The 13,702-nt window shown below is 68.1% G+C and carries 9 protein-coding genes; 3 read left to right on the top strand and 6 right to left on the bottom strand.

What is annotated here, in order from left to right:
* Position 1: 1 nt before the first annotated feature.
* From AC07VX_RS18070 to AC07VX_RS18080, 3 genes are read right to left on the bottom strand one after another with little or no spacing between them, the layout of a single operon-like run.
* Positions 2 to 871 carry a carbohydrate ABC transporter permease gene (locus tag AC07VX_RS18070; RefSeq protein ID WP_493165522.1) on the bottom strand — a complete coding sequence of 290 codons (870 nt, stop codon included), beginning with the start codon at positions 869 to 871 and terminating at the stop codon, positions 2 to 4.
* Positions 868 to 1,758 carry a carbohydrate ABC transporter permease gene (locus AC07VX_RS18075; RefSeq protein ID WP_493165521.1) on the bottom strand — a complete coding sequence of 297 codons (891 nt, stop codon included), beginning with the start codon at positions 1,756 to 1,758 and terminating at the stop codon, positions 868 to 870. The genes AC07VX_RS18070 and AC07VX_RS18075 overlap by 4 nt, the downstream gene beginning before the upstream one ends.
* Positions 1,755 to 2,978, bottom strand: coding sequence for an ABC transporter substrate-binding protein (locus AC07VX_RS18080; RefSeq protein ID WP_493165520.1), 1,224 nt, complete (start codon positions 2,976 to 2,978; stop codon positions 1,755 to 1,757). The genes AC07VX_RS18075 and AC07VX_RS18080 overlap by 4 nt, the downstream gene beginning before the upstream one ends.
* Positions 2,979 to 3,294: 316 nt before the next feature.
* On the opposite strand from AC07VX_RS18080, the gene AC07VX_RS18085 reads away from it, so the two are divergent.
* Both AC07VX_RS18085 and AC07VX_RS18090 read left to right on the top strand, forming a co-directional pair.
* Entirely contained in the window at positions 3,295 to 5,796 is a 2,502-nt protein-coding gene (locus AC07VX_RS18085; RefSeq protein WP_495122023.1) for a glycoside hydrolase family 2 protein, read from the top strand.
* Positions 5,797 to 5,955: 159 nt separating this feature from the next.
* Complete coding sequence (locus tag AC07VX_RS18090; RefSeq protein WP_493165518.1) at positions 5,956 to 9,039, top strand: TonB-dependent receptor; 3,084 nt, start codon at positions 5,956 to 5,958, stop codon at positions 9,037 to 9,039.
* A 103-nt stretch (positions 9,040 to 9,142) separates the two neighbouring features.
* Here the strand turns inward: AC07VX_RS18090 and rsgA are convergent, their stop codons facing one another.
* Positions 9,143 to 10,207: a ribosome small subunit-dependent GTPase A gene (gene rsgA / locus AC07VX_RS18095; RefSeq protein WP_493165517.1), complete on the bottom strand. Its 1,065-nt coding sequence runs from the start codon at positions 10,205 to 10,207 to the stop codon at positions 9,143 to 9,145.
* A 338-nt stretch (positions 10,208 to 10,545) separates the two neighbouring features.
* On the opposite strand from rsgA, the gene AC07VX_RS18100 reads away from it, so the two are divergent.
* Positions 10,546 to 10,986, top strand: a complete 441-nt coding sequence (locus AC07VX_RS18100) for a hypothetical protein (protein WP_493165516.1) — start codon at positions 10,546 to 10,548, stop codon at positions 10,984 to 10,986.
* Between the two features lie 9 nt (positions 10,987 to 10,995).
* Here the strand turns inward: AC07VX_RS18100 and AC07VX_RS18105 are convergent, their stop codons facing one another.
* Both AC07VX_RS18105 and AC07VX_RS18110 read right to left on the bottom strand, forming a co-directional pair.
* Positions 10,996 to 11,949 (bottom strand): zinc metalloprotease, encoded by a 954-nt coding sequence (locus AC07VX_RS18105; protein WP_493165515.1) that lies wholly within the window; start codon positions 11,947 to 11,949, stop codon positions 10,996 to 10,998.
* Between the two features lie 214 nt (positions 11,950 to 12,163).
* Positions 12,164 to 13,696 (bottom strand): tryptophan halogenase family protein, encoded by a 1,533-nt coding sequence (locus AC07VX_RS18110; protein ID WP_493165514.1) that lies wholly within the window; start codon positions 13,694 to 13,696, stop codon positions 12,164 to 12,166.
* Positions 13,697 to 13,702 lie beyond the last annotated feature (6 nt).

Genomic DNA, 13,702 nt, shown 5'->3' on the forward strand with positions numbered 1-13,702 from the left:
TTCAACCCTTGGTGGCGCCCGCCTGCAGCCCGGCAACGAACTGCTTCTGGAAGATCAGGAACAAGACGATGGCCGGCAGCGAAGCGAGCAGCGAGCCGGCCATCAGCACGGCGGCCGACTGCGGGTTGAAGCTCAGGTTGCCGGCCATCTTGCCGAGTTGCAGTGGCAGCGTCAGCGTGGCCGCGTCGTTGACGACGAGCAGGGGCCACAGGAAGTTGTTCCATTCGCCGACCGCCACGGGGATGGCGATGGCCGCCAGCGCTGGCCTCAGCACAGGCAGCACCACGCTCCACCAGATGCGCAGCGTGCCGGCGCCGTCCAGCGTGGCGGCGTTGATGAGTTCGTCAGGCACGCCCAGCATGGCCTGGCGGAAGTAGAAGACGACGAAGGCCTTGGCCAGCCCCGGCACCAGCAGAGCCGCGTAGCTGTTGATCCAGCCGAGCTGGGCCACCGTCACGAAGTTGGGGACGATGGTGACCTCCCAGGGCAGCATCATCGAGACGAGCAGGGCCCGGAACAGCCAGCGGCTGCCGGGGAATGGCCGCTTGGTCAGCACGAAGGCGACCAGGGACGCGGCCAGCAGGCTGACGACCGTGACGACGACGGTCACAGCCAAGCTGTTGGCGTAGAAGCGCACAAAGCCGTGGCCTTCGACCTGCACCTGCAGGATGCCGGCGAGCTTGGTTGGATCGGCCGTGGTGCCCGCCCAGTCCGGGTTGAAGAAGTTGCGCGAGGTCGGGCCTTGAGGCCACAGCGTGGGCGGCTGGCGCAGAAGCTCGGCCACGCTCTTGAAGGCGCCGATGGCCATCCAGTAGTAGGGCAGCAGCATGGCCGGCACCAGCAGCCACAGCGGCGCGCGCAGCCATTTCATCGCTCGCGCCCCATCAGCTTCAGGTTCAGCCAGGTCAGGCCGAAGAGCAGGACGGTCAGCACCCAGGCCGCGGCCGATGCCAGGCCCAGGTCGAGCTGGCGAAAGCCCCGGTCGAAGAGATAGGTCACCAGCATCAGCGCCGAGTCCAGCGGGCCGCCCAGCGTGTCCACGGCGCCGTAGAGCAGATAGGGCTCGTAGAAGACCTGAAAGCTGGCGACCATGCCGGTCACCGTCACATAGACCAGCGTGGGCCGCAGGTTGGGCAGCGTGATGTGCAGCAGCTGCTGCCATCGCGAGGCACCGTCCAGCCGGGCGGCCTGGTAGAGCTCTTCGGGAATGGCACGCAGGCCGGCGACGAAGATGACGAGGTTGTAGCCCAGCACCGACCACACGCCGACCAGCACCAGCACCGGCAGTGTCCACTGCGGGTCGCCAAGAAAGCGGGCCGGCTCCATGCCGAGAGCCGTGCGGATGCTGTTGAAGAGGCCGTAGGCCTCGGAGTTGGCCAGCCATTTCCAGGCCGAGATGGCGCCCACGCCACCCGCCACGGCGGGCAGGAAGAAGGCCACGCGCACGCACTGGTGCAGGCGCGAGTTGCTGCCGAAGTTCAGCGCCAGCACCAGGCCCAGCACGACGGCGATTGCCGTCACCGAGGTCATGTAGGCGGAGGTGTTGCCGAGTGCCGTCCAGAAGCGCTCGTCGGACGCGAGCTCGGCGTAGTTGCGCAGGCCGACGAAGCGGGGATCCTCGGTGGCGTGGTAGTCGGTGAAGCTCAGCCATGCCGAGCGCAGCACGGGCCAGACGCCGAACAGGCCGAAGAGGGCGAAGAACGGGGCGACGAGCAGCCCATCTTTCAAATGACGGCGGCCATGGCGTCGCCAGATCATCGGGCGGTCTCCAGCGTGCGGTTCATGACGGCCGCCGCCCGACTCAGCTCGGCCTGCGGGTCGCCGCCGGCCAGCACGACGCGCTGCACGGCGCGGGTCACGATGTAGTCCTGGCGCATCCAGGCCGGGCAGGGCGGCGGGCCTTCGGCGTCTGCGAGCTGGGCCAGCAGTGCTTCGCGGTGAGGCAGCGGCAGCGTGGCGATCTGGTCCTGCCGGCCTGAGGGCAGCCACATGCCGCCGTAGGCCAGCGCGGCCTCGGCCATGCGGCGCGTGACCTCGGGCTGGTAGACGGTGCGCATGAAGTCCAGCGCCAGCTCGCGGTTGGGCGAGAAGCGCGTGACGGCCAGCACCGTGCCGCCCAGCACCGCCGTTCGCCGGCCTGTCGGCCCGGCCGGCAGGGCCGCGGCGGCCCAGCGCCCGACCAGCCCTTTGTGGACCATGTCCATGCGCGACAGCAGCCACGTGCCGGACTGCATCAGCCCGTAGGCCCCGCTCTCCAGGCCGCCGTCCGCGTCCGGCCAGCCGTCGGTGGGCGCCTGCAGCTCGCGGTACAGCCGTGCGTAGTAGGTCAGCGCGCGGACGGCCTCGGGGCTGTCGACGACGGCCTTGCTGCAGCTGGCATCGTAGACCGTGCCGCCCGCCTGGCGCAGATAGGGGTAGAAGCCCAGCCAGCTGGTGTTGCCCCATTGCTGGGCAAAGCCGTGGCCCTGGCCGCGCAGCGCCTTGGCTGCGGCGATGAAGCCGTCCCAGTCGGCGGGCGCCGTGGGCTGCAGGTCGCGCCGGTAGTACTGCAGCTGCACATGCATGTCGAACGGTGCGCCGTAGAGCCGCCCGTCCGGGCGGCGGATGGCGCGCAGGGCGCCGGGGTTGGCCTGGCGCGCCAGCTCGGCGGCCAGGTCGGGGGCGGCGCCGGCCAGGTCCACCAGGGCGCCCTTGGCGCCCAGCGCGATGGCGTAGGACGTGCTGCCGGTGACGAGATCCGGCCCGCGCCGGCTGGCCAGCGCGGCGGAGTACTTGGTCATCGCGTCCGCCCAGGGCACGTCGCGCACCTCGACGTCCACGCCCGGATGGCTGGCCCGGAAACTGGCGACGGCGGGCTGCATGACCTGCGGCGTCTTGTCGTCGCCCACCATCCAGATGACGAGGCGGGCGGCGCCTGCCGGCAACGTGACGGCGGCGAGGCCGAAGGCCAGCGCGGCCCGGGCGAGCAGGGCGTTCATGGCAAGGGGAAGGGCGTGGCCGCCATGGTCACGTTGTCTCTTGAATGTTTACTAAACGAAAGAGATTATGTTCGCGAGTTGAGTGGTCGTGTTGGCTGTCTCTTCAACATAACATCGGGAATATCCCCGAGTGCTAGCGTTGTCGTAGAGAAACAGAATGCGCAACAAAACAATGTTTAGCTTTGCTTGTGGCGAAGCAGGAGACGAGCTGCAGCGCACCTGATGCTGTGGCGCAGGGGCCGTCCGGCCGTGCCGGGCGCCCTCGGGGTCTCCCGCCGCGGGCGGGCGCGCAACGCAACCGCAACGACTCCGACACGTGAGCCCTGAACGATTGATTGATCTGCATGACGGCTGGCTGCTGGCCGAGGCGCCCGAGGGCCTGGACGGACCGGCGCTCGCGGCGCTGCCGGCCGAGGCCTGGCTGCCGGCTGCCGTGCCGGGAACGGCCCATGGCGCGCTGCTCGCGGCCGGCCGCATTTCCGATCCCTTTTATGCCCGCAACGAGGCGGATGTGCGCTGGGTGGCCGAGCGCCGCTGGGTGTGGCGCCTGTGCTTCGAGGCCGGTGAGCCTGCCGAGCGCGAGGAACTGGTCTTCGAGGGCCTGGACACCTATTGCACGGCCTGGCTGAACGGTGAGCCGCTGCTGCAGTCCGACAACATGTTCGTGCCGCGACGCGTGGACGTGCGCGAGCGCCTCAGGCCGGGTCGCAACGAGTTGCTGCTGTGCTTCGAGCCGGCGCTGGCCCGTGCCCGCGCGGTGGAGGCCGTGCATGGCAAGCGCGCCCTGTGGAACGGCGACAGCGCGCGCCTGCATGTGCGCAAGGCCCAGTACCACTTCGGCTGGGACTGGGGGCCCGAGCTGATCACCAGCGGGCCCTGGCGCGCGGTGCGCCGGCACAGCGGATCGTCCCGAGTGCAAGCGCTGCAGTGCCGCAGCGAGGTCGACGTGGCGGGTCGCCGCGCGACGCTGCGTGTGTCTGCCCACGTCGAGGGCAGGGGCCGGCGACTGGCCCTGGTGCTGCTGGACCCGGCGGGCCGCGGCGTGGCCGAGCAGACCGTGCCGGCCGGCTCTGCGCAGGCGACCATGGCGGTGACGGATGCGCAGCTGTGGTGGCCGCTGGGGCTGGGTGCACAGCCGCTCTACACGCTGGTTGCCCGGGTGCTGGGCGACGAAGGCGAGGTGCTGGCCGAGGACAGCCGCCGCATCGGGCTTCGCACGCTGCGCCTGGTGCAGGCCGCGGTGGATGGCGAGGCGGGGAGCAGCTTCCATTTCGAGGTCAACGGGCAGGACGTCTTTGCCGGCGGCGCGAACTGGATTCCCGACGACAGCCTGCTGGAGCGCATCACGCCCTCGCGCTATCGCGAGCGGGTGGCCCAGGCCGCGGCCGCCAACATGAACATGCTGCGCGTCTGGGGGGGCGGCATCTACGAGCACGAGGCCTTCTACGAGGCCTGCGACGAATTGGGCATCCTGGTCTGGCAGGACTTCATGTTCGCCTGCGGCCTGTACCCGGCCAACGCCGGGTTCATGGCCAGCGTGAGGGCCGAGGCCGAAGCCGCCGTCGAGCGCCTGCGCCACCATGCCTGCCTGGCGCTCTGGTGCGGCAACAACGAGGACTACATGCTGGCCGAGTCCGTCGGCCTGGCTGGCTCCGGCGTGCCGGCGGACCGCTTCGAGGCGCGAGCGATCTACGAGGGCCTGCTGCCCGATGTCTGCGCCGCGCTGGACCCGGACAGGCCTTACTGGCCCGGCAGCCCCTTCACGCCCGGCGACGGCGCGAAGTCCTCTGACGCGACGGTCGGCGATCGCCACAGCTGGGAGGTCTGGCACCAGCAGATGCTGCCCTACCAGCGCTATGGCGACGTGCAGGCGCGCTTCGTCAGCGAGTTCGGCATGCAGTCGCACCCGTCGCTGGCGCTGTTCGAGTCGGTGCTTCCGCAGGCCGAGCGCTTCCCCGAGAGCCGCACGGTGCAGTGGCACAACAAGGCGGGCTCGGCGGCGGGGCCGGACGGGCATCGGCGACTGTCGGTCTACCTGGCCGACAACCTGCGTGTCGGACCGACGCTGGCCGAGCATGTCTATGCGACGCAGTTCGTTCAGGCCGAGGCCATGCGCGTGGCCTACCAGGACTTCCGCCGCCGCTGGCAGCGTCCTGGCGCGCGCGCCGTCGGCGGCGCGCTGGTCTGGCAGCTGAATGACTGCTGGCCGGTGACGAGCTGGGCCCTCATCGACTCCTCCGGCGCCGTGAAGCCGGCCTGGCATGTCGTGCGCCGTGCGCTGGCACCGCTCGCGGTCGCCGTGCGGCTGGAGGCCGGCGCGGCGCGGCTGGCGGTCATGAACGGGGGGCGCGGGGCCTGCGAGCTGGCGCTGCAGCTGCGTGTGCTGGCGATGGATGGCCGCCAGCTGGCGAGCGTGCAGACCTTGCAAGCGGTTCCGGCCTCGACCAGCGTGGAGGCAGTCCAGCCGTTGCCCGACTTCGACGAGCCCGTGGTGGCGGAGCTGCTGGCGCTGGATCCCCGGGACGGCCGCGAACTGGCGCGGGATTGCGCCTGGACCGAGCCGTTCAAGTTCTACCGGCTGGCCGGCGCGCGCATCACCGTGCGCACCGACGGCCGGGCGCTGCACCTGAGCTGCGACCGGCCGGTCAAGGGCTTGTGGCTCCAGCCCGAGGGCCTGGCCCTGGACGACAACTTCATCGATCTGGTGCCCGGGACGGCGCGCCGGATTGAATCCAGGATAGCGCTACCAATTGCTGTGCGGATGGTCGCGCTGGAGCATCCGGAACAGCAGGTCGATCTGCTGAGAAAGGAGGGTTGAATGCAGGAGCCATGCGTATATCCCCTATCCCTGGTAGTCCCGATGTTTGGATTGCCTGATCGTTGATAGCGTTACCAAATACCTGCGGCATAGAAACCAGCAGGACCGACACGAGGCCCGCAGGGGCTGACTGTTTCCCACCAAAGAGGAGCAAATAGGATGAGACATTTCAAGCGGACAACGCTGTCGCTGGCGGCCGTGCAGGCGCTGGTCTGGGCGGCGACACCGGCGCTGGCGCAGAACACGCCCGCGCCTGCGGCGGCGGCCACGCCGGCGGCCAAGGACAAGGGCCCGCAGGCCCTGGAGACCGTCGTCGTCTCCGGGCGGCGCGCGGCGCTGGCTACGGCACAGAAGATCAAGCAGGACTCGGACGAAATCGTCGACTCGGTCGTCGCCGAGGAGATCGGCAAGCTGCCGGACCGCTCGGTGACCGAAGTGCTGCAGCGCGTCGTCGGCGTCGCCATGGACCGCGTCTCGGCGTCCAACGACCCGGTGCACTTCTCGGCCGAGGGCTCGGGCGTCATCATCCGCGGCCTGACCTACGTCAGCTCGACACTGAATGGCCGCGAGACCTTCAGCGCCAACCAGGGCCGCACCCTGGGCTTCGAGGATGTGCCGCCCGAGCTGATGTCCGGTGTGGACGTCTACAAAAACCCCTCGGCCGAGCAGATCGAAGGCGCCATCGGCGGCCTGGTGAACCTGCGCACGGCGCTGCCGTTCGACTTCAACGGCTTCAAGGCCTCGCTGTCGGCCAACGTCACGCACAACTCGCTGAACGGCAAGAACAAGCCCAGCCTGTCGGGCCTGGTCTCCAACACCTGGAATACCGACATCGGCAAGATCGGAGCACTGCTGGACGTGGCCCACTCGCTGTCGTCGGCGCGCACCGACGGCATGGTCGTTGACCCCTACTACATCGCCAACGCGACCTCCAAACAGTGGAACCCGCGCGACATGGGCTGGCGCCAGCAGTCCTACGACCGCACCCGCGACGGCATCTATGGCGCGCTGCAGTGGAAGAAGGACGATGTCGAGAGCTCCCTGAGCTTCTTCCGCTCCAAGTACAAGTTCGACTGGAACGAGTTCAACGTCATTGCCCAGACCAACCCCTTCGACGTCAACGTGCTGTCTGGCACCTATGACGGCGCGGGCGTGCTGCAAAAGGGCGTACTGACCGGCAAGAAGAACGCCGACGGCACCTACCAGGGCATCGAGGTCGAGAACCAGACGCGCTTCTCCAAGCGCTCCTCGCAGACCGACGAGCTGGCCTGGAAGCTGTCAGGCAAGGTCAACGAGCAGCTGACGCTGACCTCGGACTTCCAGTACATCAAGTCCAAGACCAACAACTTCGACTCGACCGTGGGCGCCGCCGTGCAGCTGCCCAAGGAAACCATCGACCTGACGGGCAGCCTGCCCAAGCTGGTGTTCGATGCCAGCGACCTGGCGACGCTGAACGACCCGTCCAAGTACTACTGGTCCATGATGATGGACCACCTGGACAAGGGCAAGGGCACGCAGAAGTCCTGGAAGGGCGATGCGCGCTGGGTGTTCAAGGACCACCCCATCCTGAACGACCTGCGCTTTGGCGTGCGCATCGCGCAGCGTGACGCCGAGACCATCAACAGCAACCCGAGCTACAACTGGGCGTCCATCACCCATGCCTGGCAGCAGGGCTGGAACATCGGCGATCTGGCCTGGGTCAGCAAGACCAACATCCCGACCTTCAAGAACACCTACGACGGTTTCTTCGGCGGCAAGTACAACATGCCGGCGCTCTATTTCCCGGCGCAGTCGGTGGCGATGGACTGGCCCAACAGCTACGTCAAGCTGCACCAGCTCTACCTCGACCAGTGCAAGGCTTTCAAGCCCGACTGGATGGGGGCGGGTCAGACCGGCTGCGACCAGTGGCACAGCATCCAGGGCGGCCTGGAATGGAACCCGACCTCCTTCGGCACGGACCCGCAGGGCCGCAACACGCAGAAGGAAACGACGACGGCCGCCTACAGCCAGCTGCGCTTCTCCTTCGAGGAAGTGGGCATGCCCGTGGACGGCAACATCGGCGTGCGCGTGGTGCGCACCAAGAACGAGGCTGACGGCTACACGACGCTGCAGGTCGCGACCGTGCCCGCCAACGCGACGGGCCTGCCCGTGGCGCCGCTGACGCCGTTCGCGAAGTCGCAGACCTTCAACAACAGCTTCACCGATGTGCTGCCCAGCCTGAACCTGCGCTACAAGGCTGCGCCGGACCTGCAGTTCCGTCTCGCCATGGCCAAGGCCGTTGCGCGGCCGCAGTTCGGTCAGATGCAGGCCTATCTGCCGATGACGCAGAGCATCGAGCTCGACCAGCAGGCCGTGCCGCCGAACGTCAAGAAGGTCAGCTACACCGGCTCGGCGTCGGGCAATCCGATGCTGACGCCGATCAAGTCCACGCAGGAGGACCTTACGGCCGAGTGGTACTTCGCGAAGAACGGCTCGCTGACCGTGGCCGCCTTCAACAAGAGCCTGAAGGACATCATCGTCAACCAGGCCTATGACTACAAGATCAAGGACAACAACGGCAAGGACGTGACCTTCGTGCTGAACGGGCCGGTCAACGGCGCCAAGGGCCATGCCCGCGGCCTGGAGTTTGCCTACCAGCAGTACTTCGACGGCTTGCCCGAGATGCTGCAGGGCCTGGGTCTGCAGGCGAACTACACCTTCGTCGACAGCAAGATGAAGCGCTACAACTCGGTGTACTCGGCCTACTGCTCGGCGGGTGCGGGCCAGGACAACCTGAACCTGTACATCAACGGCTGCGACACCGATGGCCGCGCCTTCGGTGACGTGCCGCTGGCCAACCTGTCGAAGAACACCTTCAACATCTCGCTGCTATTCGACCGCGGCCCGATCTCGGCGCGCCTGGCCTACAGCTGGCGCGGCAAGTACCTGTACGGCGTGGCGCTGAACTCGGACAACACCGGTCCGAACCAGACCAACGTGCTGGACACCAACCCCGCGAGCGCGACCTACAACCAGCATGACGTGGGCATTCCGCTGGGCCTGCCGCTGTGGGCCGACGGCTATGGCCAGCTCGATGCCGGCGTGCACTACAAGTTCGACAGCGGCGTGTCGGTCGGCTTCGAGGCGCAGAACCTGCTGGACAAGACCTACAAGCAGTTCATGCAGCAGCACATCGGCATGCTGGGGCACAACTACTTCACGTCGGGCCGCCGCTACACGGTGACGATGCAGTACAGCTTCTGATCCCGATAAAGGCGGGGCCGCCAGGCCCCGCCGGTCGCTCGCAAGGCCAGGCACCGCGGTTCACGCCGCGGTGCCTTTTTCTTCGCGACCGGCCTGCCGGTGTTCAGGTGCGCTTCTCGCGTGCGCGCCGGCTGCCCGCCTTGCCGATCGCCTTCCACTTGCCGCGCAGCGCGATGCGTTCCAGCGCCGTCATGTCGCCGCGCTCGGCGTCGCGCATCAGCTTCTTGTAGTTGTCGAGCCGGTCTGCGTCGATGTGGGTCAGCACGGCGCAGCCGGGCTCGCCCTCGTGGCGGCAATCGCGGAAGCGGCAGTGCTGCGCGAGCGACTGCACGTCCTCGAAGGAGGCGGCCAGCGTGCGTGCATTCGCATCGGGCCGGAAGGTGCGCAGGCCCGGCGTGTCGATGATGCAGCCACCCTGCGGGCAGCGGTGCAGCGAGCGCGCCGTGGTCGTGTGGCGTCCGCGACCGTCGCCCCTGCGCACGTCGCCCGTCGCCTGGCCGGCGTCGGTCAGGGTGTTGATCAGCGTCGACTTGCCGGCGCCCGACGAGCCCAGCAGCACCAGCGTCTGGCCGCCGTGCAGCCAGGGCCCGAGCTCGGAGCAGGTCTGCCGCGACAGGCCGTTGACCGGCAGCACCGGCACGGTGGTGGGCAGGCGGGCGTACATCTGCGCGATGCGCTCCTGCGCATCCGGCGCGATGTCGCGCTTGGTGAGTACGACGACCGGCGCCACCTCGCAGGCGCGCACCATGGCGATGTAGCGCTCCATGCGGCGCGCGTTGAAGTCGGCGTCCAGCCCCATCACCAGCAGCGCCGCGTCGATGTTGCTGGCCAGCGGCTGGCGGCGGCCGTCATTGGCGCGACGCGCGATCTGCGTGACGGGGTCGATGCGCTCGGCGACCCAGGCCTGGCCGTGAGCGTCGACCTGCACGCCGACCCAGTCGCCGATGGTCAGCTGCTGCGCCGAGGCCTGCAGTTGCTGCACCAGCCGCGGCAGCACGCGGGCCTGCTGCTCGGTGCGACCGTCATGCAGCGTGAAGCAGTCGCGCTGTGATTCGGTCACGCGCGCCAGGCGCGTGCGGGGATCGGGCGCAGCGAGTTGTGCGGCACGAGCCGCGATGGCATGTGTGAGCCCGAGCGCGTGCAGCGTCTCGAATTCGATCTCGATCATGGGGTGTCCATTGAATGTGGGCTTCGTCCGCGCATGCGCGAACCCGACCACGCGCGGTAGCGCATGGCACTGGAGGGTGGGGAGCCGGCCGCGGCTGGCGCGGCGATCAATGGACCCGCGGTGGACGCTGGGTCAGGGGCGCTGTGCGCTCAGGCAGCCGGACACGAGAAGGTCGACACGATGTGCTTGTTCCATGGTCTTCTCCTGCGGCTGGGTTGATGAGGTTGTCAAGTCTGCCAGCGGTGGGCGCGCGGCGTCAATCTCGGCGCTGGCCTGGCAATCGCGCCTGTACAGGCCAGGCGCGACCGCATGCAGGCGGCATGCACGAGAATCATCCGGTGACGTCAAAAGGAATCGATGACGCCGTGGCCCTGGCCGCGCTGGCGGCCGTGCTGGTCGCCTTGTGGCTGCCGCTGCCTGCACAGGCTCAGGGTGGGTCTGGTCGGAGAGTGGCGCCGCCCGAGGCCGCAAGCTGCCCGCGCGACAAGCTCACCCTTTTCAGCGGTGTCGTCATCTCATACCGGCGCACGGTCGGCGCCACGACGCTGCGCATCCGCACCGACTGGGCGACCCTCGAGTCGGTACGAATCCTTCACCCTGGCAGCGACGACCCGAGCCGCTGGTTCCTGCTCGATCGTGTGCCGTTCACCGCGGCCGACTGGGCGCGCATCGAGTCATCGCCCGGCAAGCTCAGGCCGGGCATGCGTGCCGCGGCATGGGTCTGCAGCGACGGCACCCAGCCGCTCATCGACTGGCAGCCGCCGTCGCAGCAGCGGTGACGCGAGGGGCTACTTGCCCGCGCGATAGGTGGACCACATCGCCTGCATGCGCGTGCCCTGGCCTGAGGAGAAGCTCGTCATGCAGGCGTCGTCGGAGTAATCCATGAAGTTCGTGATCGGATCAGCGCCATTGAGCCTGGCGCAGCTGTCGCGTCCAACCGGGCAGCCGTAGGCAGGAGACTTCTCCGCCGGCGTGTCGGCGACATAGTCGCCGCCCTTGGTGGCGTTGTTCGCGCAGCCGCCCTGGAACGTGTGATACAGCCCGACCCAGTGACCGACTTCGTGCGTGGCGGTGTCCCCGAGGTTGTAGGGCGCGGCGGTACCGCCCGGGAGCGACGAAAACAGGATCACGACGCCGTCCGACTTCGGACTCTTGGTGTAGTCGGACGGGAAGGTGGCCCAGCCGAGCAGGCCGCTGCCCATGTTGTTGCTGTAGATGTTGAGATCGGCGGCCGAACCCTGGCGCAGCGCGTTCTTCATGTCCCGCTCGGCCGTCGTGCCCGGCACGGCCGTGTACCAGGTGCTGTTGGTCGTCCGGTCCGTGCCCGTGAGGACGAAGTTGAAGCCGAAGGCTGCGTACGCGTTGTTGAGCACCTGGATCTGGCTCGCGATCTGGCTGTCGGGGATGTCGCCGTTGGCGATGCCGGTGCCGCTTCTGATCACATGCCAGTAGACGGGCACCATCACCGACTGGAAGGCGGCAGTGGCGACGAGATCGCCAACCTTTGCCGCGGCGCGCTTGGCGGCCAGGTGGCGCAGCATGACGTCGTCGATCTCGGCGGCCTCGTCGTCGTCGACCTGGCGTGCGCCGCAGCGCAGGCCGGCGTCGATGAAGGCCTTCTTGCTGGTGAACGACCTTCCCTCGATCACGAAGGGCGAATCCTGCGGCGGCTCGGCAACGGCAGCCACTGCCCCCAAAGCCAGCGCGGCAGCGGTGAGTGCTGCGAAAAGATGGGATCTCATAGGTTCACTCCTCGTCGTTTGAGGCACCCCGTTCGGGGCTGAACGCTATTAGGCTCACCGGGCTTGTGGGCTGTCAATGCGGGATCCCTGCACTGCGGGCGCCTGGGTGCAGGCACCCCCCGCGGATGAAGGGCACCTGGCGGCCGAGGGTGCTGCGCAGCCTTCGCAGGCGTCGCCGCGTCTGTGACCCGCCAACTCGGGAACCTGTGCCGTCCTAGCCCTGGTCCCCGCCCGAGCTGCTGCAGTAGCGCCGCACGAACTCGGCGTGATCGGGCATGACGGCCACGCATTGCGCGATCGTGTCGGAGATGCCTTTGAGGTATGCCGCCGTGTCGTCGGCGTTCTGCAGTTCGGTCAGCGCCAGCCAGCTCCTGGGTCGCAGGTTCTGGCCCTCCATGACCTCCAGCCAGCTCGGCTCGCGGAACAGGTCGCCGTCCTCGTAGATGAGCCGGCCGCTGGCCGCATAGAGCTGGATGCGGCGGCGCAGCGAGTCAGGGATGGCCATGGCGGCGCAGGCCTGCCAGAACTCGCTGTCTTCGCGCTGGTTGAGGTGGTAGTGCAGGATGATGAAGTCGCGCACCGACTCATAGCGAAAGCGGCTCTGGCGGTTGTACTCGGCGATCTCCAGCGCATCGAAGCCGCGGTGCGGGAAGTATTCGATCAGCTTGGCCACGCCCATCTGGATCAGGTGCAGGGCCGTGGACTCCAGCGGCTCGACGAAGCCCGCCGCCAGACCGATGGCAACGACGTTGCGGCTCCAGGCTTGCTCCCGCATGCCGGTGCGGAATCTGATGAGGCGCGGATCGGCCAGCGGTTTGCCATCGAGGTGCCGGAGCAGCGTGGCGGCGGCCTCGTCGTCGCTGACATGCCTGCTCGAATAGACATGGCCATTGCCGACGCGATGCTGCAGCGGGATGCGCCATTGCCAGCCGGCGCGGTGGGCCGTGGAGCGTGTGTAGGGCAGCAGCGGGCCGTTCGGCTCGCTGGGCACGGCGACGGCGCGGTCGCAGGGCAGCCAGTGGCTCCAGTCCTCGAAGCCGGTGCCCACGGCCTTGTCGATGAGCAGGCCATAGAAGCCCGAGCAGTCGAGGAAGAGGTCGCCTTCAATGATCTCGCCGCTTTGCATCTGCACGGCGCGCACATGGCCCTGCGTCGCGCCGGGCTCTTCATGCAGCAGCACCTGGACGACCTTGCCCTCGGTGCGCCGCACGCCGCGGCTCTCGCTGACGCGGCGCAGGAACCTGGCGTACCGTGAGGCGTCGAAATGGTAGGCGTAGCCGATGCTTGCCAGCGGCGAGTTCTTCATCTCCGGTTTGGGCAGCATGAAGCGATTGGCCCTGGCCGCCATATTGGACAGTGCGTAGGCGTCCAGCGGCAATGCGCGGTCCAGCGCACGCATGCGCAGCCAGTACTGCCAGAAGTCCACGGGCCACAGCGTCTCGCGGCCGATGCCGCCGAAGCCGTGGATGTAGCGCTCGCCCTGGCGACCCCAGTTGACGAACTCGATGCCGAGCTTGAAGGTGCCGTGGGTGGACTTCAGGAACTCGGCCTCGTCGAGCTTGGCCAGGCCGTTGAAGACCCGGATGGGCGGGATGGTGGCCTCGCCGACGCCGATGATGCCGATCTCGTCGGACTCGATGAGACGGATCTCGTAAGGAGGCTTGAGCACGGCGCTGAGCGCGGCCGCCGACATCCACCCCGCGGCACCGCCGCCCACGATCACGACCCGCTGCAGCGGCTTTGCCATGTTCTC

The sequence above is a fragment of the Roseateles sp. GW821-FHT03B02 genome, assembly GCF_059421025.1.